The organism is Cecembia rubra, assembly GCF_003014575.1.
Taxonomy (GTDB): domain Bacteria; phylum Bacteroidota; class Bacteroidia; order Cytophagales; family Cyclobacteriaceae; genus Cecembia_A; species Cecembia_A rubra.
Window position 1 is genome coordinate 34,662 of record NZ_PYGF01000013.1, and the last position, 22,126, is coordinate 56,787.

Here is a 22,126-nt window from a genome sequence, read left to right on the forward strand (position 1 = left end):
AATCGATCAATAAGCTCTTGCAAACAGCACCCTGCCTTTAGAGGGCTTGCCGGAAAGGATACACTTCCCCTCTTCTGCTTTTTGATCTATGGGAATGCACCTGATTGTGGCCTTCGTCAACTCTTTGATTTTTTCCTCCGTCTCTGTAGTTCCGTCCCAATGGGCAGAAAGGAATCCACCCTTGTTTTCAATCAAATCCTCAAACTCTTCCCATGAGTTTGCCTCTGTGGTCATTTCATTTCTGAAATTCAAAGCCTTTTGATAAATGGATTCCTGAATTTTTTCCAAAAGCGCCTCAACATATGCATCAATCTCAACATCATTGAGGTTTATAGTTTCCTTGGTCAAGGTATCCCTCCTTGCCAATTCAATGGTATTGTTTTCCAGATCCCTTGGCCCCATGGCTATTCTCAATGGGACTCCTTTAAGCTCATACTCGGCAAATTTCCATCCTGGCTTATGGGTATCTCTATGGTCATAATGGACAGTAATACCCTTAGCCCTTAGCTTGGCAATTATTTCTTTGGCTTTATCGGAAATCCTGTCAAGCTCATCATCACCTTTATAAATCGGCACGATGACCACCTGGATTGGCGCTAATTTTGGAGGCAATACCAGACCATTATCATCCGAATGGGCCATGATCAAAGCACCCATTAACCGTGTACTTACACCCCAAGAAGTCCCCCATACATAGTCCAGTGCCCCTTCTTTTGTAGCGAATTTGACATCAAATGCCTTGGCGAAGTTTTGTCCTAAGAAATGGGATGTACCTGCCTGTAAAGCTTTACCGTCCTGCATCATAGCCTCTATACAATAAGTATCCTCCGCCCCGGCAAATCTTTCATTGGCACTTTTCACTCCTTTGATAACAGGTACGGCCATATATTTTTCTGCAAACTCTGCATAGACATTCATCATCTGCACCGTTTCATCAATGGCTTCCTGTTTGCTGGCATGAGCGGTATGACCTTCCTGCCAAAGAAATTCTGCGGTTCTCAAAAACAATCGGGTACGCATTTCCCATCTTACCACATTGGCCCATTGATTGACCAGAAGTGGCAAATCCCGGTAAGATTGTATCCAATTTTTGTAAGTGCTCCAAATTACTGTTTCAGATGTGGGTCTTACGATCAGTTCTTCCTCCAGCTTTGCATCCGGATCGACAACCACACCTTTTCCATCCTCTGAATTTTTAAGCCTGTAATGCGTCACTACAGCGCACTCTTTGGCAAATCCTTCCACATGGCTTGCTTCTTTGGAGAGATAGGATTTAGGAATAAACAAGGGGAAATAGGCATTGGTATGTCCTGTTTCCTTGAACATTTTATCCAATTGGGCCTGCATTTTTTCCCAGATGGAATAACCATAAGGTTTGATTACCATACAGCCCCTAACAGGAGAATTTTCTGCCAAATCAGCCCTTTTGACTAATTCATTATACCACAAAGAGTAGTCTTCACTTCTTTTAGGCAATCCTTTACTCATAGTTATTTGTTGATTTGAAAAATCTATTTATCTTCGCTCATTACTGTGGGTGGCAAATATAAACCAAAAATTGAAAACCATATGGAATCACCCACGTATATATATGAGTATTAGTAAAACTAACAACATGATGAACCTCAAACAAATATTGACACTTGGAGCTGGAGCAGTTTTTATGCTGTCCTCCTGCAGCAGCAGCTTCAATGCAATGAAAGGCGGCGAATCTGATGATTTGTATTTCATGGCATCTGATGCAAGGGTTGCCACTGAATTTGCAGTCCGCAACAACAATCCTCAAAATTTCCAGTCTTTAAACAACACTTCACCAGATGCTTTTGAGCAGGAGAATTTTTCTGCCAGAAATGTCAATCCAGAATATCTGGCGAGGTATCAATCCCAAACTGGTACCGAGGATTCTGGTATGGTTTATTTCGATGAAAATCAGGGAGCTCAAAATGCGCCTAATGTTAATGTATATAATAATTTCTATGGTTCCGGATTTAACGGAGCTGGCTTCGGTCAAAGTAGGTTCAATTTCAACCTTGGATTAGGATTCGGATTTGGATCCCCTTGGGGTTGGGGAATGCCTATGATGGGCTGGGGTATGCCAATGATGGGTTGGGGAGCTCCCATGTGGGGTGGCTTCTGGGATCCTTTTTGGGATCCATTCTGGGGTCCAGGTATGGGCTTCGGTCCCGGTTGGGGCTGGGGTATGAGACCAGGATGGGGCTTTGGATGGAACTCCATGTGGGGTTGGAATGCCGGCTTTGGTATGGGCTGGGGCAACCCTTGGATGGGCGGAATGTGGGGCATGAGGCCCGGATGGGGCTGGGGTCCCGGATTTGGCTGGGGCAACACAATTATTGTGCTTCCAGGAGAACAAGGCCGTCAGATCGTAAGAGGTTCGAGATATAGCAGAGGATCAAGTACAGCAATTTCCGGTACAAGAGGTTCTACCGGAGCTTATCAGCCTGCCGCTACCTCAAGAGCTGCCAGACGTGATGCTGCCACAAGTGGCAGAGCAATTACTTCTGGTGACAGAACTACCAGCAGGGATTTTAGCTCCACTCAGAACGAGTATTTGAGCGGAAGAAGCAGAATTGCCAACACTTCAGCTGCGCCAAGCGTAAGAAATACAGGTTCTGCTGCTGCAACAAGACCAAGTTCAAGAACAGGTATCAGTAATGCAAGGCCTTCGTATGACAATATGAGCGGTACAAACACCAGGTCTACTTATGGAACTCCTTCCAGAAGCAATGCTGGTACATTTAACAGAGATAACAGCGGTACTCTAAATAGGAGCAATACCGGTACAAGAGGTACCAGTCCTTCATATAATAGAGGAGGTACTATGCAAAATACGAGAACAGCGCCAACAAGAAGTACTTATACTTCGCCTTCCAGAGGTGGTACAATGGGTACCCCAAGTAGAAGTGGTGGTTCAACTTATAGCGCCCCAAGCAGAAGCAGCGGTGGCGGTGGATTTAGCTCCGGAGGAGGATACAGCTCCGGAGGAGCTAGCCGAGGTGGTGGCGGTGGTGCCGTTAGCACTGGAGGTTCAAGAGGTGGAAGGGGGAATTAATTTCCCCCTTTTTTTTACCCCAAAAACAAATTAAAGGCATATTATTTGATTGCAACAATGTTATAAAATAGCATGATTTTATATGATTTCATTTAAAAAAGCTTTATTGACTACAGCAACCAGCTTATTCTTCATGGGATGGGCAGAAGCACAGATCGGATACTTTGAAGATGCTTTAAGATTCAGTCAGTTCCGCTCCACTGGATCAGCCCGGATTATGGGATTAGGCGGGGCACAGACCTCACTCGGAGGCGATGTTTCAAATATCCATACCAACCCGGCAGGACTTGGTTTTTTTAGAAGATCTGAGTTTAGCTTTACTCCTTCTTATGGAACCTGGACCACGGAGACCAACTATCTGGACCAACTTCAACAGACTAAAACCAACAACTTTAGTGTACCTAACCTAAGTTTGGTAATCAGCAGACCCAAAGGCCCCCTTTCAACCAGTGCTTTTAAAGGAGGTACATTCGGAATTAGCTTCAATAGGAACAACCTTTTCAATACAGAATTTGGATATTTTTCTGATATACCTAGCCAATCTTCAATTCAAGACCTTTTTGTTCAAAGGGCTAATGGAACTCCTCCAAATCAACTGACAGGATTAACTAGCTTGGCATATGAAACATTCTTAATTAACCCAATTGCCAATAATCAGTATAGCCCTTTTGTAGGTATAGAAAATGCTCCATTTGCAGATGAACAAGTTGTTTCGGATGGACGTATCAGTCAGACAAGTTTTTCATATGGGGCTAATTTCATAAATAAACTCTTTATAGGCGCTAGTTTGGGTCTAACATCCTTGGTGTACAACTCATCCAAAGACTATGGAGAAGAATTCTTAGATGAACCTCTTTCAACCACTACCATTATCGAAAACTTAAGCCAGGAAGGTTATGGCGCAAGTATCAATCTGGGCATTATATACAAACCTATTGAACAATTGAACCTTGGGGTCAACTTCCAATCCCCTACTTGGTACACCATCGATGAACAATACGAGGCCAGGATGTCCAACCTATTTGACAATTTCTTCTTTGAGCCTGAAAATGTCTTCTTAAGAAGACAGGAAGCCGCCACAGATATCATCCTAAGTAGATGGAATCTGACTACACCTATGCGGTTCAGTGCAGGCGCTACTTACTTCTTTGGAAAAAATGGCTTCATTACAGCTGACATAGATTTTTTAGATTACAGCAACAACTCCATCAGATCCAGAGATTTCAGTCCAGCTGAAGATAACCGGGAAATCCGGGCACTTTTTGGACAAACCTTTAATTATAGGGTCGGTGGAGAATACCGATTTGATATTTGGAGAATCAGAGGAGGCTATGCTTTATATGGTGATCCATTTGCCAACCCGGCAGGATTTGACAGAAGTATGCAACAGATTACAGGTGGATTTGGAATGAGATTAGATAAATTTTATGTTGATTTTGCCTTCATCAACTCTTCATTTGACCAGCTTTACAGTTCCTATACGCTGATCGAAAATGGTGTTAATATTGGCCCTGTCATATCAATTAAAAACAGAATTAATACTGGAATGCTGACTTTTGGAATTAATTTCTAAAAAAGGTCATCAATTCAGAAATCAACATCTCCGGGGAGATATCTTCTCCCTGGAGCTTTATTTTTGATTGCAAATAATACATCTCCCTAGAAGCCAAAAGGTTTTTTAATTTCAGGATAATTTCCCCCTGACCTAATCCTGAAAACAATGGTCTCTTTCCAATTTGATCATTGGATAACCTTTTTAAAATCTCCTCTAAAGGAACTTCCAAATAGACTGATACAGCCTTTTCATTGATCAGATCCATGTTATCATTAAAACAGGGTGTTCCCCCTCCTGTTGACAGCACAAAACCTTCCACTCCATCAAGGACTTTGTTCAGGTAAATACTCTCCAACTCCCGGAACTTCCCCTCTCCTTGTTCTGCAAAAATCTCACTGATTTTCTTCCCTGTTTCCTGCTCAATCAAATGGTCTAGATCAATAAATACAAAATTGAGCTGCTTGGCCAGTAGCTTGCCCAAACTTGATTTCCCAGATCCAGGAAGACCAACCAGGACAATTTTAAGTGGGGTTCTCATTACCTCAATAATTCTAACACTTCGGAATATGTAGGCGTATTTCTATAATGATATTTCTTGATCACCACGCCATCTTTTAAAAGCATCAGCCCAGGGTTGGATCGCATAATGGTCTTAATTACGGTAGCATCTCCTTGATAACCTTCCAAATCCCATTTCCTTTCAGCAATAAGCGCCTTAATTTCCTCTTCAGAAGAAGCTGCAACCAATACGGGATCAATATCACTTTTTTGAATCCCCATTAACATTGCGTCTATTTTATCCAAATGCGATTTATCCATTTTGGCAATATTGGTAACCAAAACCACGGCTTTCTTACCTCTAAGAATTTCTTCTGTAAAGTCCCCATTTTCATTCCAAACTGCAAAATCTGAAATCTTAGGCAAGGCATCCTCATTGACCAACTTCATTTCCACAAAATCATATCCTTCCTCAGTGGGATACTGATCAAAAACAAACAAATCATCTCCTTTCTTCATCACATAATTGTACTGAAGTGGAGCAGATGGCAACATGGCTTCTGGAATATTCACCCCCTCCTTATAGGCTCTAAAGTCAATAAATGGCAAATTCCTTATAGCGGTAATAGCCAAATAAATGGAAAGCACCAAACTTATCCGTGTAGTCCATTTGGCCCATGTAGGCCCATCATTGCTTAGATCTTTCCGATAAATAAATAAGATGCCGATCAGTACCAAAAGGATAACATCCTTAGTAAAAGACTCCCATGGGGTCAGTTTGATGGCATCTCCAAAACAGCCACAATCAGTAACCTTATTGAAATAGGCACTGTAAAATGTCAAAAATGTAAAAAACAAAATCATTAAGGATAAAGCCCATACAGTTAACTTTAACCTAACACCTAAGATAAGCATAACACCCAATACAACCTCTGCCACTACCAAGAAAACAGCCAATGGCAATGCTATATCCTTAAAAATGTAAAAAAAAGAGGCGATGTCATTTGAAAATACATCAAAATACTCTTCCAGTTTGATGGCAGTTCCCACCGGATCATTGACCTTAATGAGACCTGAAAAAATAAACAGGCCACCAACAAACAATCGGATGATAAATAAAAGGGCATTTTTAAGCATGATGATATCCTAATTTAATTAAACAAAAGACTGCATAATTGATCATATCCTGATAATTGGCTTCAATACCTTCTGAAACAATTGTGACGCCTTGATTATCTTCAATTTGTTTGACCCTGTACAATTTCATCAAAATTATGTCTGTCATGGAAGACACACGCATGTCCCTCCAAGCTTCACCATAATCATGGTTCTTATTCTCCAATAAACCCCTTGTAGCATCTACCCAATGGTCATAAAGCGGTTCGAGATCTTCATAACTCAATTCCAATCTTTCATCCTTAAGCAGGGAAATCTGCATCAAAGCAATAAGGCAGTAATTGATTATTCCGACAAATTCATCAACTATTGGATCATTTACTTTTTGGCTGCCTTTTTCCTGAACAGAGCGGATACGCTGTGCTTTGATAAATATCTGATCTGTAATTGAAGGCAATCTCAAAATTCTCCATGCAGTTCCATAATCCACAGTTTTCTTCTTGAAAAGTTCTTTACAATGCCTGATTACTTGATTATATTCGCTGACTGTTTCTGTTTTCAAACCTCTTAACTTTAATGACTGAATTATTCCCTAAAACTTTGGATTCCGAAGATATATCATTTCCATCAAAAATAACACTCCGTAGTAAAGGAAAGCTTTTGATATTGGACAGACCATGGGTGATGGGGATTTTAAATATCACACCTGATTCATTTTATACCGGGAGTAGGCTATTTGGAAATATGGATCAAATTCTACATAAGGCAGAGCAGATGATCCAAGAGGGTGCTGATATTCTAGATATCGGAGGATATAGCTCCAGACCAGGAGCAGAAGAAGTGAGTTTAAATGAAGAGCTTGACCGTGTTGTTCCTGCCATCCGGGCCATAAAGTCAAAATTTCCTGAAATATTGATTTCAGTGGATACTTTCAGAGCCAAAGTCGCAGAGGAAGGGATTAATTCAGGAGCAGATTTGATCAATGATATCTCATCAGGTGAACTTGATCCGGAGATGATTCGGGCCGTAGGAATGATGGATGTACCCTATATTGCCATGCACATGAGGGGAACTCCCAAGGATATGCAATCGTTGACAGATTACAGGGATATCCTTTCTGAAATCATGCTTTTTTTTGCCAGAAAAAAAGAAGAATGTAAAAAAGCTGGCATAAAAGATGTGATATTTGATCCTGGGTTTGGTTTTGCCAAAACTTTGGAACAAAATTATTGGATTCTCAAAAATTTATCTTACTTTAAAACAATTCAATCACCTATTTTGGTAGGGATTTCAAGAAAGTCTATGATTTATAAAACTTTGGAAATTTCTGCAGAGGAGGCCCTAAATGGAACTACAGCTTTGAATATGGCTGCGCTCATAAATGGGGCAAATTTGGTAAGGGTACATGATGTGAAAGAAGCAAAACAAACCATAAAATTATTTAACCGACTATACAGTTGAATCTTTTATTTAAAATAGGATTTTTGGACATCTCCATAGTGAATATCATAGATATCACATTGGTGAGTATGCTTATTTATCAGGTTTACAAATTACTGAGAGGAAGTGTCGCAATTAAGATCTTTCTCGGCTTCCTTTCTATATATCTCATTTACCTATTGGTGAGCGCATTGCGGATGGAGTTACTATCCATCATTCTAGGTCAGTTCATGGGCGTAGGTGTCATTGCTGCCATCATCATCTTTGCACCGGAGATCAGGAAATTCCTTTTGATCATCGGAAGATCTTCCTTCCTGTCCAATGAAAACTTCCTACAGGAATTGCTATTTTGGAAAAAACGGGAATCTCAGGCCTTTAATATCAATCCCATTATTGAAGCCTCCAAGAGCCTTTCAGGGACCAATACCGGTGCATTAATGGTTATTTCAAGCAATTCTGAGCTGAAATTTTACGCAGAAAGCGGGGATATTTTAGATGCTGTAGTCTCCAAAAGATTACTTGTTTCCATTTTTAATAAATACAGCCCCCTGCATGATGGAGCAGTTATTGTTTACAATGGAAAAGTCAAAGCTGCAAGATGCATATTGCCTGTGACTGAAAGAGATGTCCCAGCCCAATTTGGATTAAGACATAGGGCAGCTATAGGGATGTCGGAAGCCACTGACACCTTGGTTTTAGTAATTTCCGAGGAGACAGGTCAGGTTTCATTGGCCAAGAACGGTAAGATTTTACATAACCTTTCTTTTCAAGAAGTGAGGGAGTTTATCAATGACTACCTCTCAGGTGTGGATATCGATGAAAAGTTTGAGCCAATTTCAGCTTATGAAAGACAAAATTTAAAAAGGACCCGTACTAGTAATGTATAAAAAAAGGCGCATAAAGCGCCTTTTTTTAAAGTATATTCAATGATTGCTCTTTGATTTTTTCCAGCTCATCTTTCATCTGGACTACAAAACGCTGCATGTCTGCATCATTTGCCTTAGAACCTATAGTATTGATCTCTCTACCAATTTCCTGAGAAATAAAGCCAAGTTTTTTCCCTTGATTATTGTCTTCTAAGAGGTTTTTTTCAAAATAATCCAGATGGGTTTCTAGCCTGACTATTTCTTCAGTAATATCAATCTTTTCAAAATAATAGATGAGTTCCTGTTCAAAACGGTTCTTGTCAAAATCATTTTCTTCCAACCACTCTCTGAAATTGCTACGTATTCTGTTCCTGATTCTGTCTTTTCTTAATGGATCGGAGGTTTTGATATGCTGAAGACAATCCCTAATGATGGAAAGATTCTCCAAAAACTTGCTTTGCAATACGGACCCTTCATCTATCCTAAAGGAATCGCATTTGTTTAAAGCTTCTTCCAAAACCACTTTTACGGCTTCCCATTCTTCAGAAGCAGAGGTTTTTTCTACTACATGGGTAATTACACTCGGAGACTGCAAAGCCAGTTTAAACAAATCCTCTGTTTTGGCACCTGTTACCTCCGCTAACTTATTGTATGTGAAATAATAGGATCGGAACAATTCTTCATTTATTGAAACGGGAAGATCTACCCCTTCTTTATTGGTAAATTCTATGGTTAGATTTACCTTTCCCCTGTCCAGTATTTTAGTAACTAAATTCCTGATTTCAAGTTCTTTGTCAGAAAACTGCTTGGGACTTCTTATGGAGAGGTCCAAAAACTTTGAGTTCAAGGTTTTTACCTCCACACTGATAATGAATTTGTCATTATCGACTCCGGCCAGTCCATAGCCGGTCATTGATTTAATCATAAAGAATTATGCAATCGATTAGAAATTATACCCGAAGGTAACATAAAATCTCATATCATCACGTTGAAAATTTCTAACTGGCCTTGCCAAATCAAATTTAAAGTAATAGTTAAGCAAGACTGTTCTTAAGCCAGCTCCATAGCTTTGGAGCCATGGGTTATTGAAATTATTGATAGTGATTTTGAAAGGAGAACCTGGTGAGGTAATCACTTCTGTATTTTGATCATTGACCCTCTCCCATGGTGCAGCATCATTCCAGGCAGAACCTATATCATAAAAAGCAACCATCTGAAAGTTCCTGACAAAGTTTGAAGTAATGTTCCCCCTTGATAAATAAGCAAACAATGGAATCCTGAGCTCATTAGTGAAAGTGATCACATTTCTCCCCCTAATTTCATCAAATAAATACCCTCTCAGGTCGACAAACTCGGCAAATAAGATATTGGAATTCTCAACTCCTGATGGATTTCTGACCGGAGATTGCTCTGGTCTGTTGGCCGGAGGATTATAAAACTGATTGAATAACCAGTTGTTCATGCCGCCAACCAGGTAATTTTGAGGGTTTTGACCAAAGAAGGAGCCTGCGTATAACCTGGATGCAAATGTGATGTTTTTATGAATTTTCTGATAATTTCTGAAGTCGAGGTAAAAATTTGAGAAGGACCTTGATGAGTGATTTAATCCCTGATAATGTACAAACCCAACCTTTGCCTTCATCCCTTGTTGCATAAACAAGCCCAAAGTCTCTGTCCTGTCAAAAACAAATTCTGCGCGACCTCCTGCATATTGTACATCAAATCTATTTTGTTCTGGCACTTGTCCAAATAGAATGGAATCCGAATTGAGGTTGAAATATTGTGTCCTGGCAACAAAAGGAGCCAAACTGAACCTACTATGGGTATTGAATGGATAAGCAAAACCCATTTCAACTTTATTGATGACATATTTCTGGAAGGTTTCCCCCTGAATTATCTGAATAGCCCTTCTGTCAAATCTCAATCTTGCATCTATCCTTTGTTTGAGGTATTCATATTCGAAGAAAATATCACTTCCTGATCTGAAATCCAATGGAAACATGATACCTCCTTGAAAAACATGGTCATCCAGTATATCTGTCATTTTTCCAGATAGTGAAATTCCAAAACCTCTTAATGGATCTACTACCCAGTCTGTGCCAAGGTTATTGGTAATAAACTGAGGTTTCATCCTTGCTGGACCAGTGACTCTCCTTTGGGAGGTCTGCCTTCTGAAGTTTTCCAGGAGATTACTTCTTTGCCCTGCTACAGTCTGTGGTCTTTCTGTCAATTGGCTTTGAGCCTGTGGAATAGTGTCAAAAATATAGTTGTCTGTATCGACTCCGGCCCTTCTTTCAAACCTTAACCTATCCATACTGATTGCACCTGTCAGACTTTTTGGCCTGGGCACAGTATCAAAAACCTCTGTTTCCGTACGCTGTAAAGAATCCGGTCTTCCCAATTGTGGAGCAACGGTAACAGGAATTCCCGACATCAGGTCCTCCAGTCTTATATTTCTTAGCGTATCAGGCCTAACTTGAGAAGTGTCGGTAGCCATTGGATCTATTGCACGTTGCATTGCTCTTCTCTCTCTGGGAAGTTCCCTAACAGGGGAAGAGGCGTCCTCTGTAGCTTGTTCTTCAGCTTTTCTGATGGCCAATCTTTCTGAGAGGGTTTTGGCCTGCATCAATTGGATCCTAGGAGTACTTGGGGTAAACTGATCTAAATTTGAAAAACTTTCTACTACCAGACGGCTTTGGTTTCCATCTCTGTAAGAATATGCAATCCTGTTGGCCTTAGAGGAATAGTCAAATGCTTCAATACTTCTATTAAAAGCAGAAACTTGACTTGCTATCCCATTGGAAATTGTCAGCCGCATTAAATTGTTAATTCCACTTTGATCACTGATCAATAGGATATTATTAGAATTCATTACCCTGGGCTGGAAGGCTTTATGATTCATGTTGGTAAGCTTCTCAATGGGCAATGAATCCCTTAAATCATACTTGAAGAGGTTAAAATAATCCGGCAATAACTTTACATCAGGAGCCCTTGTCAATAGGGAGTCTGGAATTTCGGTGAAGTTTGAGGCGTAAATCACCGTGCTATCATTTAAAAATACTGGAGTGATATTATCAAACACATCATTGGTAAGCCTCCTGCCAACACCTCTTGCATTCAAACTGTAAATATCTGTTTTCCCATTGGCAATGGCCGAAAGGACCATATTTCTACCTGTCGAATTAAAATCAAGGCTAAGTATTTGGGTAATATTCCTAAGGAAAATTTTATCTTGAGCCGAACCATCAATGGCTCTCATCCGCATCGTCGTAGTCCCTCTCCTAAAGGTGGCAATTGCCAAATTCAAAGTATCTCTCCAAGCAATAATAGGTGAGGTTTTATTGACAGGCAACTCATTGGAAATGGACCCTCCCGAATAAATATTTATTTCCCTACCTGTGCTTAATTCCCTGACTAGTACCTTGTATCTTCCCCCATTGTTGACGACATAGGCAAGATGTTTTGCGTCTGGGCTGAACTTGATATCATTGATAATGCCTTCATGATTAGGGCCTGTGCTCCTGATAACATTCTCTTTTTTGATGTCCTTGAAAGCGTTGAAAACCTGTTGATTGGAGCTTTCATAGTATTGCCTCCACTGCTCAAGAAACACATTGAAATTCACTCCAATAGTATTGGCTATGCTGTTCTCTTCATTCCTGTTGATTCTGCTTAGATTAAGTATGCTGGACATATACCTTCTCCCATATCTCTCAACTATGAAATTCCAGACTGACTGACCCAAAAGTGCCGCTTCTTTTTCTTTATAACGGTGTAATTTGACACTCTTATTATCTCTTAAATAATGTCTGACAAAATCATCCATCTCTCTGCTCCAGCCATAAGCCAAATACATGGCGGCACCATCAATATACCAATCCGGAAAACTGTTAATCAGAGTTGACTGAAATGCATCAGCAATGGTGGAACCATAAAGCATTTCTTCAATTATCACTTTTGAAGTAGTATAAATAAGGTCTTTTTTGAACTGCTCCCATGTTCCAGAATAGGCCACCTCCCCTATCAAACGGCTGAAAAATTTCTGCCCATCAATGGTAAACTGGTCCTTGTTCAGGTTAACGTTACTCTGCAGGCGCTCTTCTGCGGAATTGTAAATGAAAATTTTAGGCTTGGTATAGGCCACATAACCTATTTGTTGGGTCAACCGATCAAATTCCTTTTCCAGATAATCTATTGCCATGCGGGCATTATTCATGCCTCCACCGTAATAAAAGACTTCAAAATTATTGGAGGTATACTGATACCATTCTATTGTTTCATGTTGAACCCTGCTTTTACCGAACCTTTCCCTGTCAAACTGTGAGAAGGCAGGGTGAACAGCCAATAAAATCAAAATCGAATATAAAATGTGCTTCAACTTTCCTTTCATGCGGTTATATACACTTCGACTTAAATATACTTAAAAATTTATTATGCTCATTTACAACGTTTGATGTTTGCCTCAATTTCTGGTTCTTTTCCCTCAATCAACAACTCCATAAAGACTTTACTGAAATAAGGAATCAACGAAACTCCTTTGGCTCCGAAACCATTGAAAATGTAAACGTTTTTGAAGCTTGGATGTTTACCCAAAAAAGGCCTTCTGTCCTTGGTTGCCGGCCGGAGCCCATGAACATGCCTGACAATTTGCCTTTCTTTTAGTTTGACAAGTTTATCCAATTTCTCAAGAATTTCATTTTTCCCCCTTTCGGTAGGCCCCAGTTCCAAATCATGCCAACTGTAAGTGGAGCCGACCCTATGCAGACCATTGGAAAGCGAAATCCTAAAAACTCCCCTATTGATAATTTCCTCAGGATGAAATTCCTGTTGAATATCCATAATCTCTCCTTTAACTGGCGCAAAAGGTAAATTGCTGAAAAAATGGCTTTTCATCGCCCCAAGGCCATTGCAAAAGATGATTCCTTTCGCTTTGACATCCTTATACCTAACTCCTTCATTATCTACCAGCAAAACTTCTTCATCAAAATACTCCTGCCTCAAAAAGCCAGCATCAACCATCCGTTTCGCATAAGCATCCAAAAGAACTGGAATTTCCAAATAGCCTGAATTCTTTAATAGAATACCTCCATATGGGTTGATTACCTCCTTATACACTTCCCTGGTAAAGATTTTCTCAAAATAGGGCTGCAAAAAAGGATCCCCACTGTGTCCCATCCACTCATTTTGCTCTTCAATATTCAGGAATGGTCTATAGATCTGTTTCTGCACCAAAAACCTCTTTCCTAAAAATTCCTCAAGGGATTGGTAAAATGGCTCGATTTCAGGAAATAAGCGGTCTGCAAGCCAGGTCCTGACCATTTTTTTGCCAGTCACCGGATTGTACAAGCCTGCCGCTACCCTACTGCTCACGTTGGCAGCAGGAGTATCATAAATAATGAAACTGAGACCATTTTCTGCCATCCTGTAAGAAAGAGCAGTTCCGGCAAGGCCCTGACCAATGAGTAAAAAATCTACTTCCATGCCCAAAAATATATTCTTTCTTTGTTATTTTGAGACCTAAACGACAAGATTGTATATGCTTCAACTCAAATCTTTCACTTTTAACCCTTTTATGGAAAATACTTACCTGCTTTATGACGAAACCCGTGAAGCAGTGATTTTTGATCCAGGGTGTTTTGAAAAATATGAGCAAAAGGAACTCAGCGATTTTATAGAAAATGAAGAGCTTGAACTTAAGATGCTGATCAACACCCACTGCCATATAGACCATGTTTTGGGTAATGCTTTTGTCAAATGGAAGTATGGGGTACCACTTTACCTCCATCAAAAAGAACAACCTGTACTCAAGTCAGTAACTAGCTATGCTTCTAATTATGGCTTTGCTGGTTATGAAGAATCACACCCAGATTACTTTATCAGTGAGACCGATCGGATAAAATTCGGCAACAGCAGCCTGGAAATCAGGTTTGTCCCGGGGCATTCACCTGGGCACTTGGTATTTTTCCATCAAGAAACAGGGATCTGTATTGCTGGCGATACTCTTTTCCAAGGAAGCATTGGAAGAACGGACTTACCAGGTGGAGATCATGACACGCTTTTGAATGCCATCAGGACTGAAATGTTCTCATTACCTGACACTACCAAAGTTTATCCTGGACATGGTCCCATGACTAATATTGCATTTGAGAAAGAACATAACCCATTTGTAGGTAAAAGAGCGAGATTCTGATGATCATAAAGCAAATCCCCAATACCCTTACCTCTCTCAACCTGCTTTCTGGTATGTTGGGAATTTATTTTGTATTGGAAGGAAATATCCATTATGGGGCCTATTTCATCTTCCTTGCATCCCTCTTTGATTTTCTGGACGGCTTCCTAGCAAGGGTTTTAAAAGTTCATTCAGAGATTGGAAAAGAATTGGATTCTTTGGCAGACTTGGTAACATTTGGAGTATTGCCCTCTTTTATCCTTTTAAAAATGATTACACAACATTCAGATTTGGGATACTTACCTTTTTTTGTATTTATCGTTGGGATATTTTCAGCAATTCGCTTGGCAAAATTCAATGTTGATACCAGGCAAACAGATCAATTTATAGGACTCCCAACCCCGGCCAATGCCTTATTGATCAGTACGCTTCCTTTTTTGAAAGAACGTTTTCCTTCATTGGATCAGGTATTCAACGAGCCTTATTTCATTATGGGCATGGCATTGATTTTATCTTTTCTTCTTATTTCTGAATTGCCTCTGATAGCTTTAAAATTCAAAAACTTCGGAATCAGGGAAAATGTATTCCGATACTTGACGCTTTTGATGGGCTTGGTCTGTATTTTGACTTTTGGCCTAGGTGGAATTCCTTTTGTAATAATTTCTTATATTGTGTTGTCGGTGATGGAGGGATTAATAACCAAAAATGCTAAAGTCGATTAGATTCTATACCTTTTCTCTCTGCTTTTTTTGTCTCTTTTTTGCTGAGCACACCTGGACTTTGGCCCAACAAAATCAGGCTTTCTTCAAATTTCCAATTATTGATGCAGGTGTGTATAAAATTACAGCACAGCAGGCACAATCATTAGGTTATTCCAACCTTGATGCAATTGGAATTTATGGCACCCCCGGGATGTTGCCCCAAAAGCTTGATAGCCTGGACTTAAAATTTAGACAAATCCCTACCAAAAGAATTGGAAATGATTTGTATTTTTTCCTTACAGGACCTCACCAAATTACTGTCAATGACGGGAATTTCGATTTCCAGGTTCATCATTATTCGGACACTTTGTTTTACCTTTTGGGACCAGCAGAAAAGCATTTAGAAATTCCTGATTCCACAGTACCGGCCTCAGGTCCGGAATTACCAAGATTGTTTGGAATTCAATTTATCAAATGGGAAGAAACCAACCTTTTGACCTCTGGAAGATCCTGGTATTCAAGACCAATTTTCAATAGGGACAGGATTTCTTTTAATTTCTCCGCCTTGCAAGGTGCCAATGGCAGTCCAGAATTGACTCTGAAAGTAATGGGGCAATCATTATCTGAAGGAAGAATGGAATTCTTCCATAACAATACTTTGGTGGGTAACCTTTCGATTGCAAGTATTCCCAATTCCCAATACGGCATTAAAGGGCGGGAGAATACTTTCCGAACAAATTTATCCCCCTCTCCAAATTATAATATTCAGGCCAATTTCAATAGTGGGGATGTAAATGGAACAGGCTATCTTTCACATGGCCTATTGGCTTTTCCTTTTTCTCCTTCTTCAGCCCCATCCGGTAAGTATTTGATCAGAGAAAGTGGAGTAGTACCTAAAAGGACTGGGTTTCAGCAGTGGTTGGTCCGCGGATTTTATAAAGTAACTTCCATAGAAAATCCCGTACTTGCCCAATCAGGAGATCAACTTTTACTTTTCAATTTACAAAACATCCCAACAATCAGTAATCTGGAACGTATTGATCTAAAGGCCAGAACTGAAAGGGATAACCCTCAATTGATCATCATCACCTCCTCATCCCTTTTGTCCCAGGCAAACCGTCTGGCATCCCACAAAAATCAAATTGGTATTAGGACGCAGGTCTATACAGTATCGCAGTTATATGAGGCATTTGCTTATGGAAATAAAGACATTACAGCATTTAGAAATTTCCTTGCTTTCCAGTACCATCAAAACAGGGCTTTAAAAAACGTGTTATTTTTTGGCAAAGGTACATTTGATTACAAAGGAATATTGGGGGGCAGACCTAATTTGGTACCTACTTACAGTTCAAGAAACAGTTTAGATCCTTTAAGCACATTCAGTTCAGATGATTATTTTGGTTTTCTGGACTTTGGCCAAGGGGAATGGGCAGAAAATACCACTGGAGATGAACTGCTACAGGTTGGGGTTGGAAGGATTCCTGCAACCAACTTTCAGGAAGCCAGAGAAGCTGTTAACAAAATCATTTCCTATGAATCCATGCTGGGAATGGAAGGCACCTGGAAACGCCGGCTGGCATTTTTTGCAGATGATGGGGACAATAACATCCATTTGAATGATGCTGAAAGTCATGCCAATTTTATCCAGGAAAACCATCCTGAATTTGAAATCGTCAAACTTTATTTGGATAGGTTTGAGCAGGAAAGGAATAATAATATCCAAAGATCACCAGAAGCTAGGGATGCTTTACAATCAACAATCAAAGAAGGGGTCCTTTTTTTGAATTATATTGGACATGGCAATGAAACCACTTTAACAGCAGAAAGGGTCTTTACTGTTTCTGATATCAACGATTGGCCGGAAAATACCTTTTTGCCTTTGTTTATAACAGCTACCTGTGAATTTGGTAGACAAGACAGTCCATTTATCCGTTCAGGAGCTGAAGACCTGTTATTTGCCCCAAGGAAAGGGGCCATAGGTTTATTGACTACAGGGAGACCTGTTTTCAGTTCATTGAATTTTTCTTTGAATAAAGCTTTTATAGAAGCAGTTTTTCAAAGGGAAAACGGAAGTTTTCAGGACCTTGGGAGCATTTTTAAATCCACAAAAAACAACAGTCTTAATGGCCCCTTTAACAGGAATTTTTCACTGATAGGTGATCCTTCTCTTAGACTTGCAGTACCCGAACTAAAGGCTGACGCCCCTGAAATATGGGATATAAGGTTAGAAATGGAAACAGATACCCTGAAGGCATTGCAGCAAGTCCAAATTAAAGGTAAGATCATAGAGCCATTAACGGGTGCCCATTTGATCAATACCAAAGGAGAATTTATCCTGAGTCTTTTTGACCGCCCCAATAAAGTCAAAACATTGGGAGATGAAAGCAGCGAAGTTGAGTTTTGGGAGGAAAATAACCTTTTGTTCCAGGGAATTGGGAAAGTAAATGATGGTGAATTTATTGCGGATTTGATACTGCCTGGAAACATTGAAATGGAGCATGGGATAGGAACTTTAAGGATTTTCGCTGAATTGGAAAGTAAAAATGAGGAAGCATTCGGGGCAAAAAGACTGATAATTGGAGGTATGGATCCAAATCAACCCGAAGATTTAGAAGGACCAAAAATCAGGCTGTTATTTGGGGAAAATCTGGAACTTACCGCCCCTATTATTCCTTCCAGAACTTATCCTGTTAAAATCCAGCTTGAGGACGAAAGCGGCATTAATATTTCCGGATCCGACCCAAATCAAGGAATTAATTTACAGATCAATAATGATCCACCTATATTGCTGAACAGGCATTTTTTCGCTTTGGATGGCAGTTTTAAAAAAGGAGAAATAATTACTGACCTGACCAACTTACAGGAAGGCCTGAATAGTCTAAAAATATCAGCATGGGATAATTCAGGCAATAAATCTGAACTGAACAGCAGTATAGAAGTAAGAGGAAGTCTTAAGATACAGATCCTTCATGCCCTGACTTATCCTAATCCTGCGAATGAATTAAGTAAATTTAGAATCCTCCACAACCGGCCAGGAGAAAACTTATTACTTACTTTTGAGGTTTACTCAGTGATGGGAGAAACAATATTCAACATCTCAAAACGTTATGTTGAGGCGGAAAATATTTTGGAAGATTTGGAGTGGATTTTTTTCCATACCAAAACGAAAAATCCCACAAAAGGAACGTATATTTACAAGTTACAGCTAAGGTCTGAAGTAGATGGCACTTCAGATTCTTGGAGCGGAAAAATAATTATTCAATGAAAATAACGGCAAAACCATTAGTTAGTTCATTTATTTTTTTAGGGATAATCCTTCTGTCCATACAAGCCCTAGCACAGAATTCCCCCATTATTACCGGTCAGGATCCCAATAGGCGAGTTATCACAACTGCTGTTCCATTTTTAAATTTTGCCCCTGATAGTAGACATTCCGCTATGGGAGATGTTGGTGTGGCTACAAGTCCTGATGCGTTTTCTGCCCATTGGAATGCGGGAAAGTTGTCTTTCGTGAAAAATGACATGGCATTTTCTCTTTCCTATTCCCCTTGGCTGGGCAGGCTGGTCAATGACATGTTTGTCTCGTATCTAACTGGATACAAAAAGATAGATGATGTTTCAGCTTGGGGTATCGATCTAAGGTATTTCAATATGGGAGATATACAGCTCACGGATGGAAGAGGCAACGAACTTGGGGAATTTACACCTCGTGACATTGCTATTGGAGGTACTTACTCCAGAAAACTTTCAGAAAATTTGGGTATAGGTATTTCTGCTAGGTTTATCCATTCCAATTTATCAGGTAATATTTCCTCAGTTGGAGGAAGTGAAAGCCGGCCAGGTATAAGCGTGGGAACTGATGTTGGTCTTTATTACACCAAGGAAGTATTTCCGGGTGAAAAATCAGGGGTGTTTTCCTGGGGTGCCACTATTACAAATATCGGCCCTAAGATCACTTACAACAGTGCTGAAGATTTGGACTTCATTCCTGCCAATCTAAGATTGGGGACAGCTTACACTGTCAACTTCAACGAAATGAACTCCCTGACATTTGCCCTGGATTTCAATAAATTACTGGTGCCTTCTCCTCCAATTTGGAGAAGAAATGAGGACGGTTCATTGGCAACAGATTCCAATGGAAACCTTATTGTTGAATCAGGAAGGAATCCTAACAGACCCTTATTGTCCGGTATGTTTGGATCCTTCGCAGATGCGCCAGGAGGTTTCAGGGAGGAGATGCAGGAGGTGATGATTTCATATGGCATGGAGTATAAATACAATGATATGTTTGCCTTAAGGACGGGTTATTTCTTTGAAAACCCAAACAAGGGAGGCAGAAGGTATTTTACCATGGGACTGGGTTACCTCTATAAAGAAAAATTTGCTTTTGACTTTTCTTACCTTGTACCACAAACACAGAACCATCCATTAGCAGAGACTCTTAGGGTATCCCTTACTTACAATATTCCAAGATTATGACTGTAGACAGATCAATTGCTCCGGCATTCCAAATTCCGGAAAGAATTGACTTTCCTTTACCTATACACAGGACTCTAAAAAATGGAGTCCGTTTGTATTTTATACCCACACCAGAAATCAGTGCCATCAGGCTGGAAATCAATTCAGATGCACCGGCAACACTAGGGATGGAGGAAAAAAAACTTGCTTCTTATTTTACCCTTCATATGCTAATGGAGGGGATTAAAGGCAAAACTTCAGCCGAATTGGATGATTTCTTTGATACCTATGCTTCAGAGGTCGAAGTCATCAATACCTTTGAGCATCATGGTTTGTCTCTTTTGACGACCAAAAAGCACTTTCAAACCGTTTTACCCATATTTTTCAAATTACTTACAGAAGCTTTATTTCCTGAGAAAGAACTCGCTAAAAGGAAATCACAAAAAATCCTGAGTTTAAACATCCTAAAAGAGAAAACCGGGAATCGGGCATCCCAATTATTCCGGCAGGAACTCTTTGGGAAGTCCCATCCATATGGTCAGATAACAGAAGAAAAAGATGTAGAGGAAATTCAAAGATTAGATCTTATTGAATTCTATCATAAGCAATTATGGATAAATCCTGAAATTTTCCTTACTGGCAATTTGAGCACGGAGGAAATCAAACTTATAGAAGGGCTTTTTGGTGAATTACCGGTAGTTCAAATTGAGAAAAAGCTCCCTAATTTTGGAAATGGCAATCATTTAAGATTGGTAGAAGATAGAGAAAAAGCATTGCAGTCCAGCATTAGGGTCGGTTGCCATCTTATTCCAAAAAACCACCCTGAATATTTCGGCCTTTGGGTATTCAATGTGTTCCTTGGAGGATATTTTGGAAGCAGGTTGATCAAAAATATCCGTGAAGACAAAGGACATACTTATGGCATTTACAGTAGTATAGGAAGCCTTCAGGCCACTGACTATTGGGTGGTCATGGCCGATGTCATCAAAGAACACAGAGAAGCAGTCATTGATGAGATCTATAAAGAAATCCATAAACTTCAAATGGAGGAAATTCCATTAGATGAACTGGAAACTGTACGCAATTACCTGATCGGAAATTTACTTTCCAATTTCAGTTCAGCTTTTGAACTGATCTCGAGATTTAAGTCTATCCATCAGTCGGGATTGGATTTTGGATTTTACAAAAAGCAATTAGAATTTATCAAGACATTCCAAGCTGAGCAGATTCAGGAGATTGGCAAAAAATACCTTTCAAAAGAAAAAATGGTAGAGATCATTGTGGGTTAATTCCTTCGAAGCTGCTCTAAAAAACTATAGATGGCTGAAACATCCCAATGGTGTTTCAGCCATTTTTTATATAGCCTGAAACCCAATCCTTCAGCACCCAGTTCCTGGGCCAATTCGACAAATTCTCCTGCTACCTGAAAATTGGCTGAGAGAAGGGCATGCTTCAATTCAAATTGCACACGGTTCAATAGTGCCAAATCTTCCTTTTGGGTCCTATTCATGGTTTTGATTTTTTGACAGACTTTCAAAGTCGAAGGAAGCATGACAGATTTGTACCTCTTATATTGGTCTACTGACATGGCTTTGGAGTGTATTCTTTTTTTGATTCCGATATGATCCGAAAAAACAAAGGGATACTTCCTTGCCAACCTTACCTGAATATCAAAATCCTCATATGCCAAACTCTCATCATAAGCTCCCTCAAATTTAAAAGCCGAAGACCGGATAACCATAGTGACAGAAAGACAATGGTGCTTGGCAACCAAAAGTTCATAAATATCCCCCTCACTTACAGCTGACTGAAGCTCTCCGGAAACCTTTCTTTTATAGAAAGTTCTTAATTGCTTCCCCTTGGAAAAAAGGAGGGCATCCGAAAAGCAAACTGCTGCAAAGGGATTTTTCTCAAGATGGGCTACTGATTTCTGAACATGTTCTTTACAAATTAAATCATCTCCTGAAAGGTCTATAAAGTAATCCCCTTTTGCTTGTTCAAAGGCCATATTAAAACTTTTGCAATATGGCATTCCGGGTGAACGGGAGATAAAAATCACCTGCAGCTTCCCTCCATGTTCCTCCAGCCAATTCTTGATCTGCCGACCGGAATAGTCTGTACTTCCATTGTCCACAATAATCAGCTCCAAATTTGGATATTCAATCTCAAGCACAGCATCCAATGCCTCATTGACATAATCTTCTTGATTATATACCGTACAAATGATACTTACCAATGGAGCTGAATTCATTT

At 39.9% G+C, this 22,126-nt stretch carries 17 protein-coding genes; 9 read left to right on the plus strand and 8 right to left on the minus strand.

Translation table 11 applies throughout. The features are described 5' to 3' along the window. Nucleotides 1-6 precede the first annotated feature (6 nt). The gene (gene proS / locus CLV48_RS17680) at nt 7-1,488 is read right to left on the minus strand and encodes a proline--tRNA ligase (RefSeq protein ID WP_106568623.1); all 1,482 of its coding nucleotides are present in this window, start codon (nt 1,486-1,488) and stop codon (nt 7-9) included. 127 nt (nt 1,489-1,615) lie between these two features. Between proS and CLV48_RS17685 the strand changes: the two genes are divergently transcribed. Then, nucleotides 1,616-3,070, plus strand: a complete 1,455-nt coding sequence (locus CLV48_RS17685; RefSeq protein WP_245889603.1) for a hypothetical protein — start codon at nt 1,616-1,618, stop codon at nt 3,068-3,070. Between the two features lie 82 nt (nt 3,071-3,152). After that, nucleotides 3,153-4,643: an OmpP1/FadL family transporter gene (locus tag CLV48_RS17690; RefSeq protein WP_106568624.1), complete on the plus strand. Its 1,491-nt coding sequence runs from the start codon at nt 3,153-3,155 to the stop codon at nt 4,641-4,643. Here CLV48_RS17690 and CLV48_RS17695 read toward each other — a convergent pair. The 3 genes from CLV48_RS17695 to CLV48_RS17705 are packed head-to-tail and all read right to left on the minus strand — an operon-like array spanning nt 4,633 to nt 6,801. Further along, nucleotides 4,633-5,163 carry a shikimate kinase gene (locus tag CLV48_RS17695; protein ID WP_106568625.1) on the minus strand — a complete coding sequence of 177 codons (531 nt, stop codon included), beginning with the start codon at nt 5,161-5,163 and terminating at the stop codon, nt 4,633-4,635. The two genes, CLV48_RS17690 and CLV48_RS17695, sit on opposite strands and share 11 nt — an antisense overlap. Continuing rightward, nucleotides 5,163-6,260 (minus strand): BT_3928 family protein, encoded by a 1,098-nt coding sequence (locus CLV48_RS17700; RefSeq protein ID WP_106568626.1) that lies wholly within the window; start codon nt 6,258-6,260, stop codon nt 5,163-5,165. Before CLV48_RS17700 ends, CLV48_RS17695 begins: the two co-directional genes overlap by 1 nt. Beyond that, nucleotides 6,253-6,801 carry a DUF1599 domain-containing protein gene (locus CLV48_RS17705; protein WP_106568627.1) on the minus strand — a complete coding sequence of 183 codons (549 nt, stop codon included), beginning with the start codon at nt 6,799-6,801 and terminating at the stop codon, nt 6,253-6,255. The genes CLV48_RS17700 and CLV48_RS17705 overlap by 8 nt, the downstream gene beginning before the upstream one ends. Nucleotides 6,802-6,815: 14 nt before the next feature. Here CLV48_RS17705 and folP point away from each other — a divergent pair, with 14 nt between their 5' ends. After that, nucleotides 6,816-7,700 (plus strand): dihydropteroate synthase, encoded by an 885-nt coding sequence (folP, locus tag CLV48_RS17710; protein ID WP_211299970.1) that lies wholly within the window; start codon nt 6,816-6,818, stop codon nt 7,698-7,700. After that, on the plus strand, nt 7,697-8,566 hold the full coding sequence (gene cdaA, locus CLV48_RS17715) for a diadenylate cyclase CdaA (RefSeq protein WP_106568628.1): 870 nt from the start codon (nt 7,697-7,699) through the stop codon (nt 8,564-8,566). Before folP ends, cdaA begins: the two co-directional genes overlap by 4 nt. Before the next feature lie 25 nt (nt 8,567-8,591). Here the strand turns inward: cdaA and CLV48_RS17720 are convergent, their stop codons facing one another. Genes CLV48_RS17720 through CLV48_RS17730 form a run of 3 tightly spaced genes read right to left on the minus strand, consistent with a single transcriptional unit; the run spans nt 8,592 to nt 14,026 of the window. After that, nucleotides 8,592-9,470 carry a YicC/YloC family endoribonuclease gene (locus tag CLV48_RS17720; protein ID WP_106568629.1) on the minus strand — a complete coding sequence of 293 codons (879 nt, stop codon included), beginning with the start codon at nt 9,468-9,470 and terminating at the stop codon, nt 8,592-8,594. Between the two features lie 18 nt (nt 9,471-9,488). Next, complete coding sequence (locus CLV48_RS17725; protein ID WP_106568630.1) at nt 9,489-12,935, minus strand: WD40 repeat domain-containing protein; 3,447 nt, start codon at nt 12,933-12,935, stop codon at nt 9,489-9,491. 47 nt (nt 12,936-12,982) lie between these two features. Beyond that, the gene (locus tag CLV48_RS17730) at nt 12,983-14,026 is read right to left on the minus strand and encodes an NAD(P)/FAD-dependent oxidoreductase (RefSeq protein ID WP_106568631.1); all 1,044 of its coding nucleotides are present in this window, start codon (nt 14,024-14,026) and stop codon (nt 12,983-12,985) included. 55 nt (nt 14,027-14,081) lie between these two features. Here CLV48_RS17730 and CLV48_RS17735 point away from each other — a divergent pair, with 55 nt between their 5' ends. The 5 genes from CLV48_RS17735 to CLV48_RS17755 are packed head-to-tail and all read left to right on the plus strand — an operon-like array spanning nt 14,082 to nt 21,162. Next, nucleotides 14,082-14,735 (plus strand): MBL fold metallo-hydrolase, encoded by a 654-nt coding sequence (locus tag CLV48_RS17735; protein WP_106568632.1) that lies wholly within the window; start codon nt 14,082-14,084, stop codon nt 14,733-14,735. Next, nucleotides 14,732-15,436, plus strand: coding sequence for a CDP-diacylglycerol--serine O-phosphatidyltransferase (pssA, locus tag CLV48_RS17740; RefSeq protein WP_245889606.1), 705 nt, complete (start codon nt 14,732-14,734; stop codon nt 15,434-15,436). The genes CLV48_RS17735 and pssA overlap by 4 nt, the downstream gene beginning before the upstream one ends. Next, nucleotides 15,420-18,680, plus strand: coding sequence for a type IX secretion system sortase PorU (gene porU, locus CLV48_RS17745; RefSeq protein WP_106568634.1), 3,261 nt, complete (start codon nt 15,420-15,422; stop codon nt 18,678-18,680). Before pssA ends, porU begins: the two co-directional genes overlap by 17 nt. After that, nucleotides 18,677-19,894, plus strand: a complete 1,218-nt coding sequence (gene porV, locus CLV48_RS17750; RefSeq protein WP_106568635.1) for a type IX secretion system outer membrane channel protein PorV — start codon at nt 18,677-18,679, stop codon at nt 19,892-19,894. Before porU ends, porV begins: the two co-directional genes overlap by 4 nt. Further along, entirely contained in the window at nt 19,891-21,162 is a 1,272-nt protein-coding gene (locus tag CLV48_RS17755) for a M16 family metallopeptidase (protein WP_106568636.1), read from the plus strand. The genes porV and CLV48_RS17755 overlap by 4 nt, the downstream gene beginning before the upstream one ends. Here CLV48_RS17755 and CLV48_RS17760 read toward each other — a convergent pair. After that, nucleotides 21,159-22,124 (minus strand): glycosyltransferase family 2 protein, encoded by a 966-nt coding sequence (locus tag CLV48_RS17760; RefSeq protein WP_106568637.1) that lies wholly within the window; start codon nt 22,122-22,124, stop codon nt 21,159-21,161. The genes CLV48_RS17755 and CLV48_RS17760 overlap by 4 nt on opposite strands. Nucleotides 22,125-22,126: the final 2 nt, after the last annotated feature.

Coding starts and splice junctions, on each gene's coding strand:
- CLV48_RS17700 (WP_106568626.1), bottom strand. CDS start 6,260: ATGCTTAAAAATGCCCTTTTATTTATCATCCGATTGTTTGTTGGTGGC.
- CLV48_RS17690 (WP_106568624.1), top strand. CDS start 3,153: ATGATTTCATTTAAAAAAGCTTTATTGACTACAGCAACCAGCTTATTC.
- CLV48_RS17735 (WP_106568632.1), top strand. CDS start 14,082: ATGCTTCAACTCAAATCTTTCACTTTTAACCCTTTTATGGAAAATACT.
- CLV48_RS17725 (WP_106568630.1), bottom strand. CDS start 12,935: ATGAAAGGAAAGTTGAAGCACATTTTATATTCGATTTTGATTTTATTG.
- CLV48_RS17760 (WP_106568637.1), bottom strand. CDS start 22,124: ATGAATTCAGCTCCATTGGTAAGTATCATTTGTACGGTATATAATCAA.
- CLV48_RS17720 (WP_106568629.1), bottom strand. CDS start 9,470: ATGATTAAATCAATGACCGGCTATGGACTGGCCGGAGTCGATAATGAC.
- CLV48_RS17695 (WP_106568625.1), bottom strand. CDS start 5,163: ATGAGAACCCCACTTAAAATTGTCCTGGTTGGTCTTCCTGGATCTGGG.
- porV (WP_106568635.1), top strand. CDS start 18,677: ATGAAAATAACGGCAAAACCATTAGTTAGTTCATTTATTTTTTTAGGG.
- proS (WP_106568623.1), bottom strand. CDS start 1,488: ATGAGTAAAGGATTGCCTAAAAGAAGTGAAGACTACTCTTTGTGGTAT.
- folP (WP_211299970.1), top strand. CDS start 6,816: ATGACTGAATTATTCCCTAAAACTTTGGATTCCGAAGATATATCATTT.
- porU (WP_106568634.1), top strand. CDS start 15,420: ATGCTAAAGTCGATTAGATTCTATACCTTTTCTCTCTGCTTTTTTTGT.
- CLV48_RS17755 (WP_106568636.1), top strand. CDS start 19,891: ATGACTGTAGACAGATCAATTGCTCCGGCATTCCAAATTCCGGAAAGA.
- CLV48_RS17685 (WP_245889603.1), top strand. CDS start 1,616: ATGATGAACCTCAAACAAATATTGACACTTGGAGCTGGAGCAGTTTTT.
- CLV48_RS17730 (WP_106568631.1), bottom strand. CDS start 14,026: ATGGAAGTAGATTTTTTACTCATTGGTCAGGGCCTTGCCGGAACTGCT.